Origin of the sequence: Actinoplanes sp. URMC 104 (genome assembly GCF_051386375.1) — a bacterium.
Taxonomy (GTDB): domain Bacteria; phylum Actinomycetota; class Actinomycetes; order Mycobacteriales; family Micromonosporaceae; genus Actinoplanes.
Genome location: NZ_JBPQTO010000007.1, coordinates 490,929 through 515,552, shown reverse-complemented (window position 1 = coordinate 515,552; position 24,624 = coordinate 490,929). Strand labels below are relative to the sequence as shown.

22 protein-coding genes and 1 riboswitch are annotated in these 24,624 nt (G+C 72.9%); of the genes, 16 read left to right on the top strand and 6 right to left on the bottom strand.

Features of this window, described 5'->3' with window-relative positions:
• The first annotated feature begins 335 nt into the window (after positions 1-335).
• From ACSNN8_RS23925 to ACSNN8_RS23900, 6 genes are all read left to right on the top strand, one after another.
• Positions 336-1,280 carry a glycosyltransferase gene (locus tag ACSNN8_RS23925; RefSeq protein WP_436651630.1) on the top strand — a complete coding sequence of 315 codons (945 nt, stop codon included), beginning with the start codon at positions 336-338 and terminating at the stop codon, positions 1,278-1,280.
• 217 nt (positions 1,281-1,497) lie between these two features.
• The gene (locus tag ACSNN8_RS23920) at positions 1,498-2,685 is read left to right on the top strand and encodes an esterase-like activity of phytase family protein (protein WP_436651628.1); all 1,188 of its coding nucleotides are present in this window, start codon (positions 1,498-1,500) and stop codon (positions 2,683-2,685) included.
• Between the two features lie 851 nt (positions 2,686-3,536).
• Entirely contained in the window at positions 3,537-4,130 is a 594-nt protein-coding gene (locus ACSNN8_RS23915) for a TetR/AcrR family transcriptional regulator (protein WP_436651627.1), read from the top strand.
• 37 nt (positions 4,131-4,167) lie between these two features.
• On the top strand, positions 4,168-4,746 hold the full coding sequence (locus tag ACSNN8_RS23910; protein ID WP_436651625.1) for a hypothetical protein: 579 nt from the start codon (positions 4,168-4,170) through the stop codon (positions 4,744-4,746).
• Positions 4,743-6,281, top strand: coding sequence for an AMP-binding protein (locus ACSNN8_RS23905; RefSeq protein ID WP_436651623.1), 1,539 nt, complete (start codon positions 4,743-4,745; stop codon positions 6,279-6,281). The genes ACSNN8_RS23910 and ACSNN8_RS23905 overlap by 4 nt, the downstream gene beginning before the upstream one ends.
• The gene (locus ACSNN8_RS23900; RefSeq protein WP_436651621.1) at positions 6,275-7,141 is read left to right on the top strand and encodes a Pr6Pr family membrane protein; all 867 of its coding nucleotides are present in this window, start codon (positions 6,275-6,277) and stop codon (positions 7,139-7,141) included. The genes ACSNN8_RS23905 and ACSNN8_RS23900 overlap by 7 nt, the downstream gene beginning before the upstream one ends.
• Here the strand turns inward: ACSNN8_RS23900 and ACSNN8_RS23895 are convergent.
• A complete protein-coding gene (locus ACSNN8_RS23895) occupies positions 7,083-7,595 on the bottom strand; it encodes a C40 family peptidase (RefSeq protein WP_436651619.1) in 513 nt (170 codons plus the stop codon). The two genes, ACSNN8_RS23900 and ACSNN8_RS23895, sit on opposite strands and share 59 nt — an antisense overlap.
• 5 nt (positions 7,596-7,600) lie before the next feature.
• Positions 7,601-7,751, bottom strand: a riboswitch (cyclic di-AMP (ydaO/yuaA leader).
• Between the two features lie 346 nt (positions 7,752-8,097).
• On the opposite strand from ACSNN8_RS23895, the gene ACSNN8_RS23890 reads away from it, so the two are divergent.
• The 9 genes from ACSNN8_RS23890 (at position 8,098) to ACSNN8_RS23850 (ending at position 17,030) form a co-directional block, all read left to right on the top strand.
• Positions 8,098-8,973, top strand: coding sequence for an FAD binding domain-containing protein (locus ACSNN8_RS23890; protein ID WP_436651618.1), 876 nt, complete (start codon positions 8,098-8,100; stop codon positions 8,971-8,973).
• Positions 8,974-8,976: 3 nt separating this feature from the next.
• Entirely contained in the window at positions 8,977-9,450 is a 474-nt protein-coding gene (locus tag ACSNN8_RS23885; protein WP_436651616.1) for a (2Fe-2S)-binding protein, read from the top strand.
• Positions 9,447-11,840 (top strand): aerobic carbon-monoxide dehydrogenase large subunit, encoded by a 2,394-nt coding sequence (locus ACSNN8_RS23880; protein WP_436651614.1) that lies wholly within the window; start codon positions 9,447-9,449, stop codon positions 11,838-11,840. Before ACSNN8_RS23885 ends, ACSNN8_RS23880 begins: the two co-directional genes overlap by 4 nt.
• Positions 11,840-12,214, top strand: a complete 375-nt coding sequence (locus ACSNN8_RS23875; RefSeq protein ID WP_436651612.1) for an XdhC family protein — start codon at positions 11,840-11,842, stop codon at positions 12,212-12,214. The genes ACSNN8_RS23880 and ACSNN8_RS23875 overlap by 1 nt, the downstream gene beginning before the upstream one ends.
• The gene (locus tag ACSNN8_RS23870) at positions 12,157-12,978 is read left to right on the top strand and encodes an XdhC family protein (protein WP_436651610.1); all 822 of its coding nucleotides are present in this window, start codon (positions 12,157-12,159) and stop codon (positions 12,976-12,978) included. Before ACSNN8_RS23875 ends, ACSNN8_RS23870 begins: the two co-directional genes overlap by 58 nt.
• Before the next feature lie 3 nt (positions 12,979-12,981).
• Entirely contained in the window at positions 12,982-13,554 is a 573-nt protein-coding gene (locus ACSNN8_RS23865; protein WP_436651608.1) for a nucleotidyltransferase family protein, read from the top strand.
• Complete coding sequence (locus ACSNN8_RS23860) at positions 13,551-14,411, top strand: AAA family ATPase (protein ID WP_436651606.1); 861 nt, start codon at positions 13,551-13,553, stop codon at positions 14,409-14,411. Before ACSNN8_RS23865 ends, ACSNN8_RS23860 begins: the two co-directional genes overlap by 4 nt.
• A complete protein-coding gene (locus ACSNN8_RS23855; RefSeq protein WP_436651604.1) occupies positions 14,408-15,520 on the top strand; it encodes an SRPBCC family protein in 1,113 nt (370 codons plus the stop codon). The genes ACSNN8_RS23860 and ACSNN8_RS23855 overlap by 4 nt, the downstream gene beginning before the upstream one ends.
• Before the next feature lie 163 nt (positions 15,521-15,683).
• The gene (locus tag ACSNN8_RS23850) at positions 15,684-17,030 is read left to right on the top strand and encodes a vWA domain-containing protein (RefSeq protein ID WP_436651602.1); all 1,347 of its coding nucleotides are present in this window, start codon (positions 15,684-15,686) and stop codon (positions 17,028-17,030) included.
• Here the strand turns inward: ACSNN8_RS23850 and ACSNN8_RS23845 are convergent.
• Entirely contained in the window at positions 16,926-17,882 is a 957-nt protein-coding gene (locus ACSNN8_RS23845) for a LysR family transcriptional regulator (protein WP_436651600.1), read from the bottom strand. The two genes, ACSNN8_RS23850 and ACSNN8_RS23845, sit on opposite strands and share 105 nt — an antisense overlap.
• Positions 17,883-18,045: 163 nt before the next feature.
• Between ACSNN8_RS23845 and ACSNN8_RS23840 the strand changes: the two genes are divergently transcribed.
• Entirely contained in the window at positions 18,046-20,832 is a 2,787-nt protein-coding gene (locus ACSNN8_RS23840; protein ID WP_436651598.1) for a penicillin acylase family protein, read from the top strand.
• A gap of 12 nt (positions 20,833-20,844) precedes the next feature.
• On the opposite strand, the gene ACSNN8_RS23835 is transcribed toward ACSNN8_RS23840, so the two are convergent.
• From ACSNN8_RS23835 to ACSNN8_RS23820, 4 genes are read right to left on the bottom strand one after another with little or no spacing between them, the layout of a single operon-like run.
• Complete coding sequence (locus ACSNN8_RS23835) at positions 20,845-21,066, bottom strand: bleomycin resistance protein (protein WP_436651596.1); 222 nt, start codon at positions 21,064-21,066, stop codon at positions 20,845-20,847.
• 14 nt (positions 21,067-21,080) lie between these two features.
• The gene (locus ACSNN8_RS23830; protein ID WP_436651594.1) at positions 21,081-21,806 is read right to left on the bottom strand and encodes an SDR family oxidoreductase; all 726 of its coding nucleotides are present in this window, start codon (positions 21,804-21,806) and stop codon (positions 21,081-21,083) included.
• 10 nt (positions 21,807-21,816) lie between these two features.
• Positions 21,817-23,292 carry an MFS transporter gene (locus tag ACSNN8_RS23825; RefSeq protein ID WP_436651592.1) on the bottom strand — a complete coding sequence of 492 codons (1,476 nt, stop codon included), beginning with the start codon at positions 23,290-23,292 and terminating at the stop codon, positions 21,817-21,819.
• Entirely contained in the window at positions 23,289-24,620 is a 1,332-nt protein-coding gene (locus tag ACSNN8_RS23820) for a dihydrolipoyl dehydrogenase family protein (RefSeq protein WP_436651591.1), read from the bottom strand. Before ACSNN8_RS23820 ends, ACSNN8_RS23825 begins: the two co-directional genes overlap by 4 nt.
• Positions 24,621-24,624 lie beyond the last annotated feature (4 nt).

The following is a 24,624-nucleotide window of genomic DNA, read 5'->3' as shown; positions in this document are numbered from 1 at the left end:
TGTCGTGCTGCCTCGCGCCCCGGACGCGCCGTTGCCCGTGACATCGCTGTCTGCGGCCCGGCCGAGGAGTACGTCCCTTTGGGCAGGCCGCCGGCCCCGGAATAGGTGCTTTACCGTGCAACTACCCCAGCCGTGCCGGACTCGGGGCGAAAAGCGTCATGTGCCGACTTGCCCCGATCGTTTTCGCGACGGAAACAATGGCGCCCGAAACCGTAAATAGTTCGCGGCATTCTCTTACGTAATTCATAGATTCGCTGTGTAGCGTTCCGCCCGCGGCTTGATCAACTCGCACCTTTTCGAAACACCGCCACGGCTTCACCCCTGGAGCGCCCGCCATGACCGACCCCGACATCAGCGTCGTCGTCCCTACGCACAGTGACCACCGCTGGATCTCCCTGCAACGCACCGTTGCGTCCGCGCGGGAGCAGAAAGTCACACCGTCCGAGATCATCGTGGTGGTCGACCACAATCCAGCGCTGTTCGAGCGGGCCAAGGCTGAGTTCGACGGCGTCACCGTGCTCGAGAACACGTCGGCGCGCGGGGCGTCGGGCAACCGGAACACCGGCGCCTTCCACGCCCGCTCCGAGCTGATCGCGTTCCTCGACGACGACACCGTCGCCCACCCGACGTGGCTGGGAAGCCTGGCCGAGCCGTTCGGCGACCCGCGGGTGGTCGGCGCGGGCGGCAGCATCGTGCCGGCGTGGGAGAGCAGCCGCCCGAGCTGGCTGCCGGACGAGCTGCTCTGGACGGTCGGGGTCTCGTACGCGGGAATGCCCACCTCGGTCGCGGAGATCCGCAACGTCTGGTCGGCCAGCATGATGGTGCGCCGCGACGCCTTCCTGCGGGTCGGCGGTTTCCGGGCCGGGTTCGGCAAGCTCGGCGACCGCAACCGCCCCGAGGACACCGAGCTGTGCCTGCGGATCAGCGCCGAGACGGGCGGGCACTGGATGTACGTTCCGGACTCCGTCATCGAGCACGACGTGCCGCTGGACCGCTCGACGTTCCGGTTCTTCCTGCGCCGCTGCTACGCCGAGGGCCGCGGCAAGGTCCAGATGGCCGCCCTGCTGCCGCACGACCAGAAGCTCGGCGCCGAACAGAACTACCTGCGGCGCACCCTGCCCCGCGCAGTCGCCCACAACCTGAAGGCCGCCACCCTGGGCCGCGGCGGCTTCCACGCCTTGCGCGCCGCCACCATGATCGCCGCCGTGGCCGCCGCAGGTGTCGGCGGCGGCGTCGAGACAATCGCCGCGCTGAGCGACCAGGAAACGGCTTACCACTGACCCTGTACGTCACGCGGCCGCCCTCCCGGGCGCTCAGGCCCCTGCTCGCTCAAACCCGGCCCGCCCCGCTCAGACCTCCACCCGCTCGGGTCCCCTGCCGGCCCGGACTCCCGCCATCTTGGCGTCCACCGGGGCCACCCGCTTTGATCTTGCTGTCGCTCCGGAAGCGCAAGCCATTCGTCGGCTCCGATTAACCCGGGCGTCCTAGCGTCCGGCCATGCGAAAGTTCGTCCGTCTCGCGGCCGGGACCGGTGTCCTGGCCCTCACCCTCTCGATGGCCGCCACCGCCTCGTACGCCGGCGGCCACAAGGTCACCCAGCCCACGCTCACCGGCTGGGCCGCGCTGCCCGCCGGCACGTTCGTGCCCGGCAGCGAGCCCTCCGGCGCGCTCGCCACCGGGAACCTCAACGGCTTCACGGCGCCGTTCGCCGACCAGCCGGTCCAGGGCTTCTCCGGAATCGTCGACAACGGCGACGGCACCTTCGACGTGCTCTCCGACAACGGGTACGGCAACCAGGCCAACTCGGGCGACTTCCTGCTGCGCATCCAGAAGCTCGCGCCGGTCTTCCGCACCGGCAAGGTGGACGTGCTCGGCGGCGTCACGCTGACCGACCCCGACGGCAAGGTCTCGTGGAAGCTGACCCGCGAGGACCGCGTGCTCACCGGCGCCGACTTCGACCCCGAGTCGATCCAGCGGGTGGCCGACGGCTCGTACTGGATCGGCGACGAGTTCGGCCCGTACCTGCTGCACTTCGACCGCGCCGGCCGCCTGCTCGACGCGCCCGTCCCGCTCGACGGCGTGATCGCGCCGGAGACCGCCGCGCGCACCGGCGCGACCGCGACCGCCCGCAGCAGCAAGGGCTTCGAGGGTCTCGCCCAGTCGCCCGACGGCCGCTACCTGTACGGGCTGCTCGAGGGCAACGTGACCGGCGACCCGGCCGGCGCGCTGCGGCTCAACGAGTTCGACCTGCGGGAAAAGGCTTACACGGGCAAGCGCTGGACGTACCAGCTCGACAACCCCGACTTTGCCATCGGCGACGCGATCGCCGTCTCCCGCGGCCGCTTCCTCGTCATCGAGCGCGACGGCGGCCAGGGCGCGACGGCCGTCGTCAAGAAGATCTACCTGGCCGAGGCGCAGACCGACGGAACGCTGCGCAAGACGCTGGTGGCCGACCTGATGAACATCGCCAATCCGCGCAGGCTCGGCGGTTTCGGCACGACGTTCACGTTCCCCTTCCAGACCATCGAGGACGTCGTCATCCTCGACGACCACACGATCGCGGTCCTGAACGACAACAACTTCCCGTTCTCCACAGGCCGCAGCGCCACCGCGGCCGACAACAACGAGTGGATCACCATCGCGCTGCCCCAGTCCCTGCGGGCCGACAAGCGCCTGCTCAAGTAGTCGAGGCGGCAACACACCCGATACTCGATCCTCGGATTTCGGCCCGGCCGTGAGTGGCCGGGCCGCTTCTTTTCCGGTACGGGCTTGCCCGCAGCTTGTCGGTAGGGCTTTGCCGGCAGGCCGCCCAGATGCTGACGCTGCCACCCCACTTGCCTAGCCTCCTAGGACGCCATAGCCGAGGTGCACTGGCGCAGGTACGGCCGCCGCCATCCGAGCCGCACCGTCATCGAAGCGGCGCCGCCTCGACAGCTGCACCTACCGCTCGGGCCGCACCGTGCTGAACCGCACCGTGCTGAACCGCACCGTGTTGAAACGCACTGTGCTGGAACCGCACTGTGCTGGAACCGCACCGTGCTGGAACCGCACCGTGCTGGAACCGCACCGTGCTGGAACCGCACCGTGGTGAAACCTCATCGTGTGGGAACCGCATTGTGTTGGAACGACACTGTGTGGGGGCCACACTGCCGCTCGCGCCCTGCAGGTGTGCGACATCGGGCACGGCACTGCCGGGGCTTCGAGCAGCGCCCGCCGTCCGGCAGACGTTCGCAGTGCATCGATGCTGCTGAACTTTATTGGACGCGCCGGCCTGGAGGGGCTGGCTGCGGATCTGCCAAGCAGTGCCGGAGCGGATCTGGGCGTTGCTGCGCTGTCCTCGGTCGGTCGGTGGGGCCGCCGCGGCCGGGGTTTCTGATCTTGGAGGGTGGGTGCCTTGCATCGCCGTGCGGGGCTGTCGCTACGGTATGGAGATCGGCACCGTCCTAAGTGGAGTCTCTACTCCGTTTAAAACGGACGCTAGGCTGATGAACGGACAGTCGGCCGTCATAGCGACATAACAGACGGGGGACAGGCAGATGGCTGCTCGCGCGCCGCGGGCCGATGCTGTACGGAATCGGTCGCGGGTTCTGGCCGCGGCCGAGCAGGTGTTCGTGGCGCGAGGCACGTCGGTCTCGACCGAGGAGGTCGCTCGGGTCGCGGGGGTCGGCATCGGCACGGTCTTCCGGCACTTCCCGACCAAGGCGGCGCTGATCGACGCGGTGTTCCGGGAGCGGCTGCGGCGCTTCGCCGAGGAGGCCGACCGGCTGGTGGCCTCGGACGACCCCGGCACCGCGATCTGGGAGTTCCTCACCCGGGTTGCCGAGGTGGCGGCGGGCAAGCAAGCGTGGGCGGATGCGTTCGCCGCCGCGGATCTGCACGACGCGTTGACGCCGGCGCGGGAGCAGCTTCCGCGCGCGCTCGGCGTGCTGCTGAACCGGGCGCGCGAGGTAGGAGCGATCCGCCCCGACGTGACCGTGGCCGAGCTGGTCGCACTCATGCTGGCGGTGTCCCGGGTTCCCGAGCGCGCGGCCGACGGCGCCGTCCTGCGCTCCCGCGTCCTGTCGGTCGTCTTCGACGGCCTGCGCCCGCGCCCCGCCGCGAGCCCCCGCGTTCCCCACCAGCGCGGCTGACCGGGGACGGGTGAAGCGGCGGGTCTACGCTGAACGGGTGGCCCAGCTCACCGTCGCCTGGATCGACCACCACTACGACCGGGACCATGCGGGGCTCGGCCGCAGCCGGTTCGCCGAGCACGTGTGGGTGCACGCCAAGGAGTTCGACGACTGCTGGGGTGACATCTCGCCCGTGGGGTTCGCCTGCACGGCCTGGCGGCTGGCCACGGCGCCCCATCTCGACCCCGGTTTCGTACGCCTGCACCGCCGCGTGCTGCGGGCCGAGTGCAGCCGCAACACCTGGGACGGCTCGCTGACCGCCGCGGCCACCCTGGTCGCGCCCTGGCCGGACGCGCTCACCCGCGACCGCTCCTGGACCCGCGACCGCGGCTGGCGCGGCTGGCCCGAGACGTTCGGCCAGTTCCTCGCCCCCTCGCAGCAGGAGCTGAGCCGCATCCCGCACGCGCGGTCCACGCTCCTCGTCGACGCCCCGCTGCCGCTCGCCGATCTGCCCGAGGTGCCCGAGGACCCCGGCCCCAAGCTGCCCGAGCTCGCCGAGCGCGCCGTCACCGTGCTGGTGCGCGAGCTCAACGACCTGCTCGCCCCGATGGTGGCGCGACTCGACGAGGCCCGATGACGAGGCTTCTCACCGCGCTCCACTCGGACGAGGACCGGTCCGACGCCGTACGCGTCCAGCAGGAAAGCGTTTCCCGCCACGATCTGCTGGCGAGGGCAGCGGCACGGGCGGCGGACCTTCGCGGTCGCCGGGCGGTGGCCGTGCTCGCCGAGCCGACCCTCGACACGGTCGTCACGATCACCGCGGCCCTGCTCGCCGGCGTTCCCGCGGTGCCCATCCCGCCCGACGCCGGCGATCTCGAGCGCGAGCACATCCTGCGGGACTCCGGCGCCGAGCTGTACGCCGCGGAATCGGCCGCCTCGGGTTCCGTCCCGGCCGAGCCCGACCCGGACGCCCCTGCCCTCGTGCTCTACACCAGCGGCACCACCGGCCCGCCCAAGGGCGCGGTCCTGTCCAGGAAAGCCCTTGCCGCCGACCTCGACGCGCTCGCCGCCGTGTGGCAGTGGACCCCCGACGACACCCTCGTGCACGGGCTGCCGCTGTTCCACGTGCACGGGCTGGTTCTCGGCGTGCTCGGCCCGCTGCGCATCGGCTCGCGCCTGGTCCACACCGGAAAACCGACCCCCCAGGCGTACGCCGCCACGCCCGGCAGCATGTACTTCGGCGTTCCGACCGTGTGGTCGCGCATCTGCGCCGCCCCCGCCGAGGCCCGCGAGCTGAGCCGTGCCCGCCTGCTGGTCAGCGGCAGCGCCCCGCTCCCCGTGCCCGTCTTCACCAGCCTGCAAGCGCTTGCCGGCCAGGCGCCCGTCGAGCGCTACGGCATGACCGAAACGCTCATCACGGTCAGCACTCACGCCGACGGCGAACGCCGCCCCGGCCACGTCGGCCTCCCCGTCCCCGGCGTCGAGACCCGCCTGGTCGACGACGCGGGAAAGCCCTTACCCCGCGGTGACACGATCGGCCACCTCCAGGTCCGAGGCGCCACCCTGTTCGACGGCTACCTCCGCGCCGACAACGCGAGCCGCGCCGACAACGCGAGCAGCGCAGGCGGCGGGGGTAACGCGAGCGGCGGGAGCGGCCCAGACGGCATCGGTAGCGCAGGTGGTGCGAGCAGCGCAGGAGGCGGGAAGAGCGCCGGCGGCGGGAGCGGCACAGCCTGGGGAAGCGCCGGCGGGGCCGACAGCGCGGGCCGGTGGGCGCTCCGGGCGGAACCGGCCACCGGGCCCGGCGGCTGGTACGCCACCGGCGACGTCGCGACGATCGGCGTCGACGGCTGGCACCGGATCGTGGGGCGGGCGTCCACGGACCTGATCAAGACCGGCGGCTATCGGGTGGGCGCGGGCGAGGTCGAGGACGCGCTGCTGCTGCACCCGGCGGTCCGCGAGGCGGCGGTCGTCGGCACCCCGCATCCGGACCTGGGCGAGCAGGTCACCGCGTACGTCGTGGGCGACGCCACCGAGCGGGAGCTGATCGCCTTCGTCGCGGAGCGGCTGGCCGCCCACAAGCGGCCCCGCGCCGTCCACCTCGTCCCGGCCCTGCCCCGCAACGCCATGGGCAAGGTGCAGAAGAAGGCGCTCCAGGAGGGCACGTGGTGAGGGTCTGGCTGACCCCGCAGTTCTGGCTGCGGGTGTTGATCGTCGGCTCCGGGTTCGCCGGGCTGCTCATGGGGCAGCACCGGATCGCGTACTACACGGTGCAGAGCAATCTCGTGACGCTCGGCTATTTCGGCGGCGTCCTGTACTGGATGGTGCGGCGCCGCACGACCGACCCGGCCGCGCCCCGCCTGCGCGGCGCGGTCACGCTGTGGATTCTCATCACGGGGCTGATCTCGCACTTCATGCTGCAGCACGGCGCCGACCCGCTGCCCGGCCTGGCGGCGAGCGACCCGGCCGAGCAGGTCGCCAACTGGTCGCGGTTCCTGGTGCACTACGCCGTGCCGGCGCTCGTGGTGGCCGACTGGGTCGCGTTCGGCCCGCGCCGGGTGTCGCCGTGGCGCGACCTTCCGCTGTGGATCCTCTTCCCGCTCGGCTACGGCGTGTCGTCGGTGGCCCGCGCCGTGTTGTTCCCGACCGTCACCGACCGCTACCCGTACTTCTTCCTCGACCCTACCTCCCGCGGATACGGGTGGGTGGCCGGCCAGTTCGTCGAGCTGGGCGTCATCTTCGCGGTCCTCGGAGCGGCGCTGCTGGCCGTCGACCGCCTGGCCGCGCGGCTGAGCAGGGCGGCGCAGCGGGGACGGGCGACGCGGCCGACCAGGGCGGCACGGCCAAGCGAGGCGCAGCGGCGGGAAGGGGCGGCGCGACTGAGCGGGCCCGCGCAACCGGAAGACGCCGGGAAAGAGGCCGGGGAGGAGGCCGCGCAACCCGAGGAGGCCGCGCGGCCGGACGAACCTCAGCTCACGTCCCCACCCGCCCGAAGCGCACCTGGGACCACGACCAGATCGGGGCGAGCCTGACCCGGTCGCCCGGCTTGGGCGCGTGCCAGACGCGCCCCGCGCCCGCATAGACACCCACGTGGTAGGCGTGCCCGCCGGACACCCAGAACACCAGGTCGCCCGGCCGGGCCGCCGCCTTCGGAACCGCGCGGGCGGTCCGGTACTGCGCCTGCGCGGTCCGGGGCAGCCGCAGACCGACCTTCGCGTACGAGTAACCGGCGAGCCCCGAGCAGTCGAAGGCGCCGGGCCCGGCAGCCCCGTACCGGTAGGGCTTGCCACGCTGGGCGCTGGCAGCGGCGACGATCCGGACGCCCCGGGCGGCGGCGGCCCCAGCGGCGGCGGCCCGAGCGGCCGGAGCGGCGGCGGCCGGAGCGGCGCTGGCGGCCTGCGCGGCCGAAGGGGTGACGAGCAGGGTGGTGGCGATGGCCGTGGCCGCAACGAGCAGCAGCAGACGGCGCAGCGTCGGGAACAGCAAGACGATCCTCGGTCCTTCAACCGCCTGCGAGGTTAGCTGTCGGATTAGGCCTGAAGGCGGCCCGTCGCTCGCGCGACCTCACCCCGAGCCGGCCATCGCTGACCGGCAGTCTGGTTCCCCCGTTCCCGCCCACTGAAGTTCCGTCGGTGACAGGTCGGGCCGCCCCCGGTGGGCGGGACTCGGCGTCCCGGGGCGGCCTGGCGCGACCGGCGTTGCGGCCGCACCCCAGGACGATCGGCCGGGATCCGGGGTTCGGCACCTTTTCTCAGCCGTCCCGTGCGCCTCGTTCGTCCCGGACCGGAAGCCCGGGCCGATCTCGCAACGGACATCCGGGCGGAGCCGCGCTCGTTCGGCGCGATACCGGGCCGGCCCGGCGGTGAACCTTGTCACCGAATTCGTCGCGGCATCCGGCTACGCGGAGCAACTTAAGGCATCCCTTAGGTAGCTGTTGACTTTGGACGCCCGGCGCGAAAGATTGCTGCCCAATCGATGGAGGTGCAGCGTGCAGGTGCCGGCTCCGTTCGAGTACGAGCGTGCCACCAGTGTGGATCAGGCGATCGGGCTGCTGGAGCGGCTGGGCAGCTCGGCGCGGCTGGTGGCGGGCGGGCACAGCCTGCTGCCGATGATGAAGCTGCGGCTGGCGAACTTCGACTACCTGATCGACATCAACCCGCTGCACGACGAGCTCGGCTACATCCGGGTGGAGACCGACGGCGTACGCATCGGGGCCCTCACGCGGCACCGCGAGCTGCTCGAATCCGACGAGCTGGCGGCCGCGTTCCCCATCTTCCGCGACGCCGAGCGGGTCATCGCCGACCCGGTGGTGCGCAACCGCGGCACGCTCGGCGGCTCGCTGTGCCAGGCCGACCCGTCGGAGGACCTGTCCGCGGTGTGTACGACGCTCGACGCGAGCTGCGTCATCCGCGGCCCGGGCGGCGCCGAGCGGGTCGTCGGCATGGCGGACTTCCACGTCGGGCCGTACGAGACGGCGGTCGGCGACGGCGAGATGCTCACCGAGATCCGGCTGCCGCTGCGGCCGGGCGGCGGCAGCGCGTACGAGAAGGTCGAGCGCCGCGCGGGGGACTGGGCGGTGGTCTCGGCCGGCGCCGCGGTCTGGCTGGCCGCCGACGGCACGATCGCCGACGCGCGCGTGGGGCTGGCCGCCGTCGGCCCCAACACCACAGGCATCCCGGAGATCTCCGCCGCGCTGCGCGGTCACGCGCCCGCCGAGGAACTGTACGAGCAGGCCGGCGCGATCGCGGCGCGCAGCTGCGAGCCGGCCACCGACCAGCGGGGCAGCGCGGACTACAAGCGCCACCTCGCCGACGAGCTGACCCGGCGGACGCTGCGCCGGTCCGTGGAACGGGCGAGGAGCTGAGGCATGCAGGTCACGATGACCGTCAACGACGTCGAGGTCACGCGGGAGATCGAGGGACGGCTGCTGCTCGTGCACTTCCTGCGCGACGTGCTCGGCCTGACCGGCACGCACTGGGGCTGCGACACCAGCAACTGCGGCACCTGCGTGGTGTGGCTGGACGGCGAGCCCGTCAAGTCGTGCACCGTGCTCGCCGCGATGGCCGGCGGGCACGAGGTCCGTACGGTGGAGGGCCTTGCGAAGGGCGCGGAGCTCGACCCGATCCAGCAGGGCTTCATGCAGTGCCACGGCCTGCAGTGCGGGTTCTGCACGCCGGGCATGATGATGACCTGCCGGGCGCTGCTCGACCGCAATCCCGACCCCACCGACGCCGAGATCCGCGAGGCCATCTCCGGTCAGATCTGCCGGTGTACGGGTTATTCGACGATCATCCGGTCGGTGCGCTGGGCGTCCGTCCACGAAGCGGCGGTGAACCAGTGACCACAGTGCACGAGTCCCGGTTCACGGACTTCCACGACAACGACCAGAAGCCCGTCGGCTACGGGCGCATGCTGCGCAAGGAGGACCCGCGGCTGGTGCGCGGCCGGGGCCGTTTCGTCGACGACGTCCAGCTGCCGGGCATGCTGCACCTGGCGATCCTGCGGTCGCCGTACGCGCATGCCCGCATCGTCAGCGTGGACACCAGCGCCGCCGAGGCCACCCCCGGCGTCAAGGCCGTCGTCACCGGCGAGACGCTCAAGGGGCTGGGGCTGGCGTGGATGCCGACGCTCTCCAACGACGTGCAGGCCGTGCTGGCCACCGACAAGGTGCGCTTCCAGGGTCAGGAGGTCGCGTTCGTCGTGGCCGAGGACCGCTACGTCGCCCGCGACGCGCTCGAGCTGATCGACGTGGAGTACGACGTGCTCGACCCGGTCGTCGACGCGCGCCGGGCGCTGGAGCCGGGCGCGCCGGTCATCCGCGACGACCTGGAGGGCAAGCAGGACAACCACTGCTTCGACTGGGAGACCGGCGACGCCGACGCGACCGAGGCCGTGTTCGCGAAGGCGGACGTGGTCGTGCAGCAGGACATCGTCTATCCGCGCGTGCACCCGGCGCCGATGGAGACCTGCGGCGCGGTCGCCGACTTCGACCCGGTCGAGGGACGGCTGCGGCTGTGGTCGACGACCCAGGCCCCGCACGCGCACCGCACGCTCTACGCGATCGTGGCCGGGCTGCCCGAACACAAGATCCAGGTGATCGCGCCGGACATCGGCGGCGGCTTCGGCAACAAGGTGCCCATCTATCCGGGCTACGTGTGCGCGATCGTCGGCTCCATCGTCACCGGCAAGCCGGTGAAGTGGATGGAGGACCGGTCCGAGAACCTCATCAGCACGGGCTTCGCGCGCGACTACATCATGCGCGGCGAGATCGCGGCCACCCGCGACGGGAAGATCCTTGCCATCCGGACGAACGTGCTGGCCGACCACGGCGCGTTCAACGGCACGGCCGCGCCGGTGAAGTACCCGGCCGGCTTCTTCGGGGTCTTCACGGGCAGCTACGACCTCGAGGCGGCGTACTGCAAGATGACCGCCGTCTACACCAACAAGGCGCCCGGCGGGGTGGCGTACGCCTGCAGTTTCCGCATCACCGAGGCCGTGTACCTGGTCGAGCGCATCGTGGACTGCCTGGCCGCGGAGCTCGAGATGGACCCGGCGGAGCTGCGCCTGAAGAACTTCATCCGGCCCGAGCAGTTCCCCTACACCACCAAGACCGGCTGGGTGTACGACTCGGGCAACTACGAGCCCACCATGCGCCAGGCCATGGACATCGCCGGATACGCCGAGCTGCGCGCCGAGCAGGCCGAGAAACGGGCACGCGGCGAGCTGATGGGCATCGGCATCGCGTTCTTCACCGAGGCGGTGGGCGCCGGCCCGCGCAAGAACATGGACATCCTCGGCCTGGGCATGGCCGACGGGTGCGAGCTGCGCGTGCACCCCACCGGCAAGGCGGTGGTCCGGCTGTCGGTCAAGACGCAGGGGCAGGGGCACGAGACGACGTTCGCGCAGATCATCGCGGAGGAGATCGGCATCCCGCCGGCCGACATCGACGTCGTGCACGGCGACACCGACCAGACGCCGTTCGGCCTGGGGACGTACGGCAGCCGGTCCACTCCGGTCTCCGGCGCGGCGGCGGCTCTGGTCGCGCGCAAGGTGCGCGACAAGGCGCAGCTGATCGCGTCGTCGATGCTCGAGGTGACGGTCGCCGACCTGGAATGGCAGAAGGGCGCCTTCGCGGTGAAGGGCGACCCCGGCAAGTCGGTGACCATCCAGCAGATCGCCATGCGCGCGCACGGCGCCGGCGACCTGCCCGAGGGCGTCGAGGGCGGGCTGGAGGCGCAGATCTGCTACAACCCGTCGAACCTGACGTACCCGCACGGCGCCTACATCTGCGTCGTGGACATCGATCCCGGCACCGCGCAGGTGAAGGTGCGCCGGTTCATCGCGGTCGACGACTGCGGCACCCGCATCAACCCGATGATCATCGAGGGACAGATCCACGGCGGGCTCACCGACGGCGTCGGCATGGCGCTGATGGAGATGATCGCCTTCGACGAGGACGGCAACTGCCTCGGCGCGTCGCTGATGGACTACCTGATCCCGACCTCGCTCGAGGTGCCCGACTGGGAGACCGGCTACACGGTCACGCCGTCGCCGCACCATCCGATCGGCGCCAAGGGGGTGGGGGAGTCCGCCACGGTCGGCTCGCCGCCGGCGATCGTCAACGCCGTCGTGGACGCGCTTGCGCCGTACGGCGTCCGGCACGCCGACATGCCGCTCACCCCGTCGCGGGTGTGGGACGCCATGCGTGGCCGCGCGACGCCCCCGATCTGATGACCACCACGGCCGAGCTCGCCCGCTCCCGGCGCCCGTACGTGCACGCCACCGTGGTGCGTGCCCAGGCGCCCACGTCCGCCCGCCCCGGCGACGAGGCGTTCATCCTGGACGACGGCTCCATCGAGGGTTTCGTGGGCGGGGTGTGCGCCGAGAGTTCCGTACGCGCCGCCGCCCTCGACGCCCTGCGCGACGGCAACACCGTGCTGCTGCGCGTGCTGCCCCCCGGGGCGCAGCCTTTCCCGACACCCCCGGCGCCCTGGTCGTCGTCAACCCGTGCCACTCCGGCGGCGCCATCGAGATCTTCCTGCGTCCCGTGCTGCCCAAGCCCCTGCTGGCCGTGGTCGGCGCCACCCCCATCGGCGCGGCCGTGACCTCCCTGGCCGAGTTCCTCGATTTCGAGGTGACCACCACCTATGAGGGCGCCGCGGCCGTCGTCGTGGCCGGCCTGGGCCGCAACGAGGAGCAGGCCGTCCGCGCCGCCCTCGACGCCGGCGTTCCCTACATAGCCCTGGTGGCCGGCCGCCGCCGCGGCGCCGCCCTGCTCGACGAGATGGCCCTGACGCCCGCCGAGCGCTCCCGCGTCCGCCCCCATCCCGGCCTGGACATCGGCGCCCGTACGCCCAAGGAGATCGCCCTTTCCATCCTGGCCGAGCTGATCCAGGAGTCCCACCGGGGCGTTCTGACTTCTCCTCCCACCACGCCGCCGCCGACCTCCCATTCCGAGCCCACATCTCTCCCCAGCGCGTCCACCTCTCCCAGGCCCGCCGATCCGGCGCCCCCGTCTTCCGCGCCGGCCGCCTCTGCGTCCGCAGCATCGGCTTCCCCAACTCCTGATCCGGCCGGAACTGCCTTCTCCGCGCCGGCTCCGGCCACGCCTGTCTCCCCGGCGGTCGGTGCGTCGCCTTCCGCGCCTGCCGCATCTGCGCTCACCTCGGCGCCCCGCCAGCCGGCCTTTTCGCTGCCCACCCCCGCGCCCTTCCTTCCCTCGCCCTCCCCGCGTGCGCCGCGGCAGACCGTCGATCCGGTCTGCGGCATGACGGTCTTCGTCGACGACGACACCCCGCACGCCGTGGTCGACGGTCAGGAACACTGGTTCTGCTGTGTGCGGTGCCGCGACAAGTTCGTGGCGGCGTAGCCCATGACCGTCACCGGTCTGGTGCTGGCGGCCGGCGGCTCGCTGCGGCTCGGCGAGCCCAAGCAGTTGCTGCCCTACCGCGGCCGGACGCTGCTGGATGCCACGCTCGACCTGGCCCGCTCGTGCGGGTTCGACCAGCTGCTGGTCACGCTCGGCGGATCGGCCGACGAGATCCGCTCGCGGGTCGACCTGTCCGGCTGCACGGTGCTCGAGAACGCCGCCTACTCGTCGGGCTGCGGTTCGTCCGTCAGCTCCGCGATTCCCACGGTGAAAGGCCTTTCCCTGATCCTGCTGCTCGGCGACCAGCCCGGCGTCCGCGTGTCGTCCGTCCGGTCGCTGCTGGCCGCGCCGACGCCCGTGGCGGTGTGCCGTTACACCGACGGGCCGGCCCACCCGTTCCTCTTCCGCCGCGAGGTTTTTCCCGACCTGGCGCACCTGCACGGCGACAAGGCGGTGTGGAAACTTCTGCACTCCGGCGCCTACCCGGTGACCGAGGTCGCCGTGGACGGGCCCACTCCGATCGACGTGGACACCCGCGCCGACTACGAGCGCCTGCTGGCCGGTGAGGTGCGGTGAAGGACCCGGAGGAGGTCCGGGCGCGCCTCGACGCCGTCGACTACCTCGTCGACGACGGCCTGGCGATGGCGATGTTCCTCGCGCTGCGACTGGGAAAGCCCTTACTCCTCGAAGGCGAGCCCGGCGTGGGCAAAACGGCCGCGGGGAAAGCCCTTGCCTCGGCCCTCGACACGCCACTGATCCGGCTCCAGTGCTACGAAGGCCTTACCGCCGGCGAAGCGCTGTACGAGTGGAACTACCAGCGTCAGCTCCTGGCGATCAGGCTCGCCGAGGCCCGCCAGGAGAAACTGTCCGACGCCGACCTGTTCACCGCCGAGTTCCTGCAGGAAAGGCCTGTCCTGCGGGCCGTGCGCCACCCCGGCCCCACCCCGCCGGTGCTGCTCATCGACGAGATCGACCGCGCCGACGACGAGTTCGAGGCGCTGCTGTTCGAGTTCCTCGGCGAGGCCGCGATCACCGTGCCCGAGCTCGGCACCTTCACCGCCGCGTGCCCGCCGATCGTCGTGCTCACCTCGAACCGCAGCCGCGACCTGCACGACGCGCTGCGCCGCCGCTGCCTGTACCACTGGATCGAGTTCCCGACCCCTGCCCGCGCCGCCGAGATCGTGCGGCGCGCCGTACCCGGAGCGTCCGAGCCGCTCATCCGCAGCGCCGCCGAGTTCATCGGACGCGTACGGCACAGGGACCTCGACAAGGCGCCCGGCCTCGCCGAGACCATCGACTGGGTGTCGGCGCTGTCCGCGCTGGGCGTGACCGACCTGGCCGCCGCCGACGTGCTCAGCACCCTCGGCACGATCGCCAAGACCCCCGACGACCGGACCACCGTGGCCCTCGCCGTCACTCAGGAGACGCTATGAAGATCACCAACGAGTTCACGGTGCACACCCCCATCGACCGCGCCTGGCAGGTGCTCACCGACCTCGAAGGCATCGCCCCGTGCCTGCCCGGAGCCGCCCTGACCGGCGTGGACGGCGACGTCTACCGGGGCAAAGTCAAGGTCAAGGTCGGCCCCGTGATCTCCGACTTCACCGGCACGGCGAGGTTCGTCGAGAAGGACGCCTCCGCCCATCGCGCGGTCATCGACGCCAAGGGCCGCGACGCCCGCGCCGGCGGCAACGCCACAGCCCTGGTCACCGCGGTCCTCGAACCGGCAGGCGACAGTACGCTCGTAGCCGTCGACACCGACCTCAAGATCAGCGGCAAGCTGGCCCAGTTCGGCAGCGGCATGATCAAGGAGATCTCGAGCAAGCTGCTGGCCCAGTTCGTCACGAACCTGGAGGCAAAGCTGGCCGCGAGCCCGTCCACAGCCCCCGACCCCACCGCGCCTGGGGACAGCCCGCCTGTGGACGACAGCCTGCCTGTGGACACCGCTGCTGTGGATGGCGGCGTCGTAGGGCCCGCTGCTGTGGGTGGCGCCGCTGTGGGTGGCGCATCTGTGGATCGCGCTGCTGTGGATGGCGCTCCTGGCAATCGCACCCCTGTCGAAGGCGGATCCGTCGACGCCACCAGCTCATCCCGCGGAACCCCGTCGACCGCGGCTGTGGGGACAGCCCCCGATACGGCGGCAGTGCTGGCACCCGGCTCGCCGGCCCCGAGGCCCACCCCCGACACGCCCAGCCCTCAGACACTCACCGCCAACCTCATACCGGCCGAGGCAGGCGCCGCGGAGCCCGCCGTCCCCGCCGTGGCCGGCAGCGAGCCCTTGGCCACCGTCACGACGACCGACAGGGCCGACGCCGTCGCCGCCCCGCCGGCCACCACGACCCCACCCGCTCCGACCACCACTTCGGGAGCCGCCGCCGCGGCGGCATCCGGCTCGACCCGCACGATCGCGGCCACCTCCGACCCCGAACCGCTCGACCTCCTCGCCGTAGCCGGAAGCTCGGTCTACAAGCGCGCCATCCCGATCGCCGTAGGCGTGGCCGTGATCGCAGCGGTCATCGTGTGGCGCGTTGCCCGGCGCTGACCCTGTGGACAGGCCGGGTTCAGAACCCGCGCCCGTAACGGACCCTGCCGGAACCCTCGGAACGCATCCGGCGCGTGCCGCCGGGATCGATCCGGCAGGGTTGCCCGGGTCCGATCCGGCAGCCGCGCCCGGACCCTCAGCCGGCCCGCCGCGCACCCGGCCGATGCTGCTGCGGGGCACGGACCGGGCCGCGCTGGCCGTCGCGCTGGTGGACCGGCTGCGCGGCGCCGGACTGGCGGCCGGGCTCACGGAGACCGGCGACTTCGTGCACGCACTCGAAGTCAGCCCGCCCCTCTCGCTCGACACGCTCTACTGGACGGCGCGCGTGGCGCTCGTCCGTCGGCAGCCGGATCTGAGCATCTTCGACGAGGTCTTCGCGGCCGTCTTCGCCGACGCGCCCCCTCTGCCCGTGACCCGCCGGGCCAACCCGCCCGCGGCCGGGCGGGACGATGTCCACGTGCCCGTCCCGGACGGCGACGAAAAGCTGGCGGCCGGGGGAGGGCTGCCGTGGGCGACCCTGCCGCCGATCGCGGAGGCGGCCGAGCCCACGGGCTCGGGACAGCGCCTTCCCGAACGCCGCCCCAGCGACCTCGCGGCGCTGGCCGAGCTGCCCTTCGAGGAGCTCGACGACGCCCGGACCGCGCTGCTCGGGGAGACGCTGCGGGCGGCCCTCGCCCGCTGGCCGACCCGGCGGAGCCGCCGCCACGCCGCGGACTCCTCGGGCCGGCGGATCGCGTTGCGCCCCACCATGGCCCGGGCGCGCCGCACGGGCTGGGAACCGGCGAAGCTGATCCGCGAACGCCCGGTCCGCCGCCCGCGCCGGGTGGTGCTGTTGTGCGACGTCAGCGAGTCGATGCGGGCGCAGGCTACCGCCTACCTGCATCTGATGCGGGCGTTCGCGCTGGTCGCCGACGCGGAGGTGTTCGCCTTCGGCACGACGTTGACCCGGCTGACGCCCGCTCTGCGCGACACCTCCGCCGCCGAGGCCGTCGCCCGAGCGGGCGAGCTGGTGACCGACCGTTTCGGCGGTACGCGGATCGCGACCACCATCGCCGCCCTGCTCGACTCGCACCACGGCAACGCCCTCCGCGGCGCGCTCGTGCTCATCGCCTCGGACGGCTGGGACAGCGACCCGCCGTCCGCCATGGAGACCGCCATGGCCCGGCTGCGCCGCCGCGCCCACCGCATTCTCTGGCTCAACCCCCGGGCGAGCGCCCCCGGCTTCGCCCCGCGCGTGGGGGGCATGGCCGCGGCCCTCCCGTTCTGCGACCGCCTGCTCCCCGCGGCGACGTTCCAGGATCTGACGACCGCCGCCGCTCTGCTGCAGGACGGTTCGCCGGGCGGCCGCCGAGCGCCCGCAGGCAAGGCCGCGACCGGGCCGCGCGAAGAGCTCAGGAGGCCACGCTCAGCTCCAGAGCGTCACGTGCACCGACGGCCGGAAGTGCCCCACCTTGGCCCCCGCGCCGCGCATCATCGCCTGGATGGCCCGCGGCGTGGAGGCGAACCGTGACAGCTCGGCGGCAGCCGAAGGCGCCCCCTGGTCGGCCAGGGTAAGCGCGTACCAGCTGGCTTCGACCGCGCACTGCGCGCCTGGCAGCTGCACCAGGCTGCCGTTGCGGACGTCCGGCGCGACGGCGAACGAGAGCGCCGGCGTCAGGCCGCGGCCGCGCTTGGCCTCCTCGACGGCGGCGGCGTTGCTCTGGAAGATCTGCTGGTTCTTCTCCGGCACCCCGAGGCGGCGCAGCAGGTCGGGGACGGCGCCGACGGTGGCGGCGGCCGACGGGCCGAGCAGCCAGGTCTGGTCGCGCAGCTGCGCGGCGGACGGGCGCAGCGCGACGACCGGGTGGTCGGGCCCGGCGACGACCACGATGCGGTAGTTCATCACGGGCCGGCCGGCGAACGCGGGATCCAGCACGGCCGGCGGCGGCCCGATCGCGATGTCGACCGTACGGCTCGCCAGCAGCGCCTCGAAGGTGCCCGGATCGCGGACGCTGAGCTCCACGTCGAGGTCGGCCGCACGACCGGCGAAGAGCTCGATCAGGCCCGGCGCGGCGTGCTCGGCGAACAGGCTCGACGCCCCGACGCGCAGCAGCCGCCGCCCGCGCCCGGCGGCGCTCACCTCGAGCACGGTGATGTCCTGCAGCCCGAGCAGCTCGGTGGCGCGGCTGGCCAGGCGCAGCCCGCCGGGGGTGAAGGCCAGACCCGCCGCCGTACGGGAGAACAGCTGGTCGCCGAGCTCCCGGCGCAGCTGCCCGATGTGCAGCGACACCGCCGACTCCGACACCGACAGCTGCGCGGCGGCCAGCTTGACCGAGCCGAGCCGGACCACGGCTGAGTACGCGCGCAGCTGTGTCGGCGTCATGAACCGTCCCCCACGTCGATCCTTGAGCGTTGCTCGCAATCTATCTCGGCTTGCCGCGCGCGGCATGACCCCGCCGGGCGTCTAGCGGCCGCACGCATCGACGTTTTAACATGTATGAATTCTTTTCGCGTTCGCGTCACCTTCCTCCAGAAGGGCCACCGCCATGCGCCGACGCACGTGTCTCGTCCTCATCGGACTCCTCCTGACTCCGGTCCTCGCCCGGCCCGCCGGGGCCGCGCCCGCCGCGGAAGCCGCGAAGGCGTACGCCCCCGACGACTACTGCCTGGGGGAGTGCTCCGACATCCTGCCGCCCGGCCAGAACGGCGACGCCGACCTGCTGCAGATCCTCGCGTCGCAGGCGTTCGGCCTCAAGCCGCCGCACTCCGACGACCAGCTCGCCCCGTACGCCGCCCTCGCGCACAGCTACACCGGTCTGACCCCGCAGCAGATCAACGCCTTCTTCAACGACAGCTCGTACGGCGTCGCCGCCCGCGACGTGGCGAGCACCGTCTCGCCGCGTGCCGACGTCACGATCGTGCGCGACCGGGCCCGCGGCATCCCGCACATCACCGGCACCACCCGGGCAGGCACGATGTACGGCGCCGGGTACGCCGGAGCGCAGGACCGCCTCTTCCTGATGGATCTGCTGCGGCACGTCGCCCGCGGCCGGCTCACCCCGTTCGCCGGCGGCGCCGAGGGCAACCGCGCGCTCGAGCAGAGCGTCTGGCGCACCTCGCCGTACACCGAAGCCGACCTGCAGGCCCAGATCGACGCGCTGCGGACCAGCGGCCCGCGCGGCGCCCAGCTCTACGCCGACGTGCAGCAGTACATCGCCGGCGTCAACAAGTACGTCGCCGACTGCATGGCCGCCCGCGACTGCCCCGGCGAGTACGTGCTGACCGGCCACCTCGACGCGATCACCAACCGGGGCGGCCCCCAGCCGTTCGTGCCGGCCGACCTGATCGCGGTCGCCGGCGTGATCGGCGGCCTGTTCGGCCGGGGCGGCGGCGAGGAGATGCGGTCGGCGCTGGTCCGCATCGCCGCCCGCGCCAAGTACGGCACGACGGCCGGGGACCAGCTTTGGCAGCAGTTCCGCTCGCAGAACGACCCCGAGGCCGTGCTCACGGTGCACAACGGACAGACCTTCCCGTACGGGAACGGAGATCCCAACGCCGCGGGTGTCGCCATGCCTGATCCGGGTAAGGCCTTTCCCGAGCCGCTGGTCTTCGACGAGACCGGATCCGCCACCACCGGTTCGTCCGCGAGGAGCGCGTTGCGGCCGATGAGCGGCCGCGCCCGCGGCATGTCCAACGCGGCGATCGTCTCGGCCGCCCACAGCGCGACCGGCCACCCCGTCGCCGTGTTCGGCCCGCAGACCGGGTACTTCGCCCCGCAGCTGCTCATGCTGCAGGAGCTGCGCGGCCCCGGGATCAGCAGCCGCGGCATCGCCTTCGCCGGGCTCAACCTCTACACGCTCATCGGGCGCGGCCCCGACTACGCCTGGAGCGCCACCAGCAGCGTCCAGGACATCACCGACACGTACGCCGTGAAGCTCTGCGAACCCGGCGGCGGCGCACCCACCACGGCCTCGGCGCACTACCTCTACCACGGCCAGTGCCTGCCCATGCAAGCGCTTACCCGCACCAACGCGTGGAAGCCGACCGTCGCCGACGCCACGCCCGCCGGCTCGTACCGCCTCACCGTGCTGCGCACCAACTACGGCCTGGTCACGTGGCGCGGGCTGGTCGGCGGCGAACCGGTCGCGTTCACCAGCCTGCGCTCCACCTACCGCCACGAGGCCGACTCGGCGATCGGCTTCCAGATGTTCAACGAGCCCGACCAGATGGGCACCCCCGCCGCGTTCACCAACGCGGCCTCGCAGATCGTCTTCGCGTTCAACTGGTTCTACGTCAACTCCGCCGACACCGCGTACGTCACCTCCGGCGCCGAACCGATCCGCCCGGCGGGCGCCGACCCCAACCTGCCGACGAGAGCCGATCCGGCGTACGAGTGGGAAGGCTGGAACCCCGCGGGCAACACCGCCGCGTACCGCCCGCCGGCCGCCCGTCCGCAGGCGGTGAACCAGGACTACTTCGTCAGCTGGAACAACAAGCAGGCGCCCGGGTACTCGGCGGCCGACGGCAACTTCAGCTTCAGCGCCGTGCACCGCGCCGACCTGCTCGACGTCCCGATCCGCCGCGCCCTGGCCGCCGGGCAGAAGTTCGACCGCGCCTCGCTGCTCAAGCTCGTCGCGTCGGCCGGCACCACCGACCTGCGCGGCGCGGAGGTGCTGCCCACGCTGCTGCGGGTCATCGACACCGCACCCGTCACCGACCCGGCCCTGAGCCAGGCCGTCACCAGGCTGCGCGCCTGGCTCGCCGCGGGCGCCCACCGCGAGGAGACCGCGGCCGGCAGCAGGGCCTACCGGGACGCGGACGCCATCCGCATCCTCGACGCGTGGTGGCCCCGGCTCGTCGAGGCGCAGTTCCGCGGCGGGCTCGGCGACGGGCTGTTCGGCGCGCTCGTCGACACGCTGCAGATCAACGAGTCGCCGTCCGGCGGCCAGACCGGGCCCACCTCGAGCCTGCCCGGATCCGCCAACGAGGAGCAGGCCCACAAGGGCTCCGCCTTCCAGTACGGCTGGTGGGGCTGGGTCGACAAGGACCTGCGTGCCGTCCTCGGCGACGCCGTGCCGCAGTGGCCGCGCCCGTACTGCGGCGGCGGCGCGGTCGCCGCCTGCCGCACCACCCTGCTGACCAGCCTCGCGGGGGCGCTCGCGGAGCCGGCGACCACCACCTACCCCGGCGACGAGCTCTGCGCGGCCGGCGACCAGTGGTGCGCCGACGCGATCGTGCACGCCCCGCTCGGCGGCATCGAGCACGCCCCGATCACCTGGCAGAACCGGCCCACCTACCAGCAGGTGGTGTCGTTCCCGGCCGGCCGGGGCTGACCGGGCCGTCACTCAGCCGCGGTCCGCCACCACGTGTCTCACCTCGGCCATGTACCGGTCGGCGGCCGCGGCCGCCTCGTCGGGAGTGCTGCCGTGCTGCCGCGACGCCAGGTAGGGGGCGTACCAGTCCCACCAGTCGTGCGGCGGCGCGGCAGCCTCGAACGAGCCGTGCCGCTCGGCGGTCTCGTGCAACAGCCGCGCCAGCGTCCCGATCTCGGTTCGCGGGTCGGTCATGTTCCCTCCTCGCATCAGGCGCGCAGCAGCTGCTGGCCGCCGTCGATGTCGTACGTCGCCCCGGTCAGGGCGGTGTTGGCCATGAGGTGCACGGCCAGGGCGGCCACGTCGCGCGGGCCGACCACCCGGCCGATCGGCAGCGTGTCCCGCAGCTGCCGGCGCCGCGTCTCGAGGTCGTCGCCGAGCAGACGCGCCGACAGCGGCGTGTCCACGAAGCCGGGCGCGATCAGATTGACCCGGATCGGCGCCATCTCCAGGGCCAGGCCGGCGATCAGCGCGGGCAGCGCGACGCTCATCGCCGAGGTGACCACCAGGCCCGGCGCGGGCCGGCGGGCGCCGGTGCCACCGACGAACAGCAGCGTGCCACCCGGGTTCACGCGCCCGGTGGCCGCGCGGGCCACGTGCAGCGGCAGCGTGAGCTCGGCGCCGATGTGCCGTCGCGCCTCGTCGAGGTCGAGATCGGCGAGCAGGCCGTAGTAGGGGCCGCCCGCGGTGACGAGCACCTGGTCGATCGGGCCGGGCAGGCCGGCGAAGAACGCGGCCAGACGGACCGGGTCGCCGGCGTCGAACGCGGTGGTGCTCACCGCGTCCACCTCCGCGCCGGCCTGCTTGAGCCGGTCCGGGTCGCGTCCGGTGAGAACGACCTCGGCGCCCTCGGAGCGGGCGAGCCGGGCGGTCTCCAGGCCGATCCCGGCGCTTCCGCCGATCACGACGACGGTCTGGCCGTGCAAGCTGGGCATGTCTGTCTCCTCAGGTCCGTACGGATGCCGGCGTGGCGGCCGGGGGCGTCACCGGCAGGGCGCAGCCGTGCGGCGCGGGCGGGGCGAGCGCCGGCGCCGGCCGGGTGGTGCGGCGGTCGGTGACGAAGACCGCGGTGACCGCGGCCGCCAGCGCGCAGATCAGCGCCAGCGTCAGCATGGCCGGCCGGAAGCCACCGGCCAGCGCGCTCCCGAGATCCTCGCGGCCCGCGCCGATCAGCAGCGGCACGGCGGCGATCGCCACGGCCCCGCCGATGCGCGAGGCGGCGTCGTTCACGGCCGAGGCCTCGCCCAGGTCGCTGTCGTCCACGGCGGCCAGCACCGCCGCGGTCAGCGGGGTGACGGCCAGCCCGAGGCCGAGCCCCTGCAGCAGGATGCCCGGCAGCAGAGCGGTGGGATAGGACGAGCCGGACTGCGCCCCGGACACGAGCGCCATCCCGGCGCCGACGGCGAGGATGCCGGCGGTCATCAGCAGGCGCGGGCCGAACCTCGCCACCAGCGCACCGCTGAGCGGGGACAGGGTGAGGAACAGCAGCGAGTTCGGGATCGCGACGGCGCCGGCCGCGGTGGCCGACCAGCCGAGCACGAGCTGGCACTGCAGGACCAGCAGATAGCCGCCCGCGGCGAGCGCGCCGTAGAACAGCACCGTGGTGACGTTGATGGCGTCGAACTGCCGCGACCGGAACAGCGACAGCCGCACCATCGGCGCGCGCACCCGTCGTTCGACCGGCAGGAGCACGGCCAGGGCGGCCACGCCGGCCACCGCCGCGACCAGCACCACCGGGTCCGTCCAGCCCCGCGCGGCGCCGCGGGTCAGGGCGAGGACGACGCCGCCGACCCCGAGCACGGCCAGCACCGCCCCTGCCAGGTCCGGCGAGAGCGGGCGCCGCTCGACGGCGGCCTCCGGCACGACCCGCAGCGCCAGCAGGGCGAGCAGGATGAGCGGCACGTTGAGCACGAAGATCCAGCGCCAGCCCGCGTGGTCGACGAGCCAGCCACCCGCGTACGGGCCCACGGTCGTCCCGATCGTGGCCAGGCCCGCCCAGATCCCGATCGCCCGCGCCCGGTCCGCGACGCGCAGCGTGCCGTTGAGCACGGCGAGGCTGGTCGGCACCACCAGGGCCGCGCCGGCGCCCTGCGCGACGCGGGCCGCGACCAGCGTGCCCGGCGTCGGCGCGAGCGAGCACAGCACCGAGGACACCAGCATCACCAGCAGTCCGGTCACCAGGATGCGCTTGCGGCCGAAGTGGTCGGCCAGCGCGCCGGACAGCAGCAGCAGCGCCGCCACGGTCAGCAGGTAGCCGGTCAGCGTCCACTGCAGCGCGGACACCGAGGCGCCCAGGTCGCGCTCGATGGCCGGCACCGCGACGGTGACCACGTTCGCGTCGAGGAACCCGACCATCGAGGCGAGCACGGTGGCGGCGATGAGGGCGGCCCCGATCCGGCTGCGCAGCGCGGTCGTCGTCATAGCTTCACCTCGGCGCGCAACGCCGCCAGCGCCCCCACGAAGACCTCCGAGAAGGTGGGGAACGGCTGAATGGTGTCCCGCAGGACGTCCAGCGGCACCCGCGCGCGGATCGCGAGGGTGGCCTGCTGCAGCCATTCGCCCGCCTCCGGGCCCAGGGCGTACGCGCCGGTGAGCCGCTCGCCGTCGCTGAGCAGCGTCAGGAAGCCGTTCGACGTGGCGTACTCGCGGGTCCAGGTCTCGGTCTTCGCGATCTGGTTGAGCGCGGCCGTGGCGCTGAACCGGGCCTCGGTGGCGCCCACCGCGGCCGCCTGCGGATCGGTGAAGACCACGCGCGGCACCGCGTCGTAGTTGACCTCACGGACCTCGCCGAGGATGTTCGCGGCCACCACCTCGCCCTGGTACTTGCCGACGTGGGTGAGCAGATACGCGCCGGTGGCGTCGCCCACCACCCACAGCCGCTCGGCGGCGCGCAGCCGGGCGTCGACCGGGATGCCGCGCGGGCCGGCCGTGACACCCACGGTCTCCAGACCCAGGTCGTCCACCCGGATCCGGCGGCCCGTCGCCACCAGCAACCGGTCGCCCCGCACCTCGCGGCCGTCGCCGAGGAGCAGCACGTAGTCGTCGCCGTCCCGGCGGGCGCCGGTCGCCCGGGCTCCGAGCACGACCTCGATGCCGTCGCGCCGCAGCACCTCGGCCAGCGCGTCGCCGAGCTCGGCCGGCTCCCGGGAGAGCAGGTGCTCACCCGAGTGGACGATCACCACCTCGGCGCCGAACCGGCGGACCGCCTGGGCCAGCTCGATCCCGGCCGGGCCGCCGCCGAGCACGAGCAGCCGGCGCGGCACCTCGCGCATCGCGGTGGCCTCCCGGTTGGTCCACACGCCGGCCAGCTCCGCCAGACCCGGCACGGGCGGTATCGCGGGGTCGGAGCCGGTGGCGAGCACGACGTGCTCGGCGGTGCAGCGCAGCCCGTCGACCTCGACGACGCCGGGACCGGCGAGCCGGCCGTGACCCCGTACGAGGTCGACGTCGTTGTCCTGCAGCCAGCGGGCCGCCCCGGTGTCGTCGTAGCCGGACACCATGAAGTCGCGCCAGTCCAGCGCCGCCCGCACGTCCACGTCGGCGGTCGCGGCCGCCTCCCGGGCGCCGTGCACGGCCTCGCCCGGGCGCAGCAGCGTCTTCGAGGGGATGCAGGCGTAGTAGGAACACTCCCCACCCACCAGGCGCTGCTCGACGACGGCGACCCGCAGGCCGCCGCCGACGAGGTCGCCGACGCAGTGCTCGCCGGGGGCGCCGCCGCCCAGCACGATCACGTCGTAGTCGGCGGTCACGGTC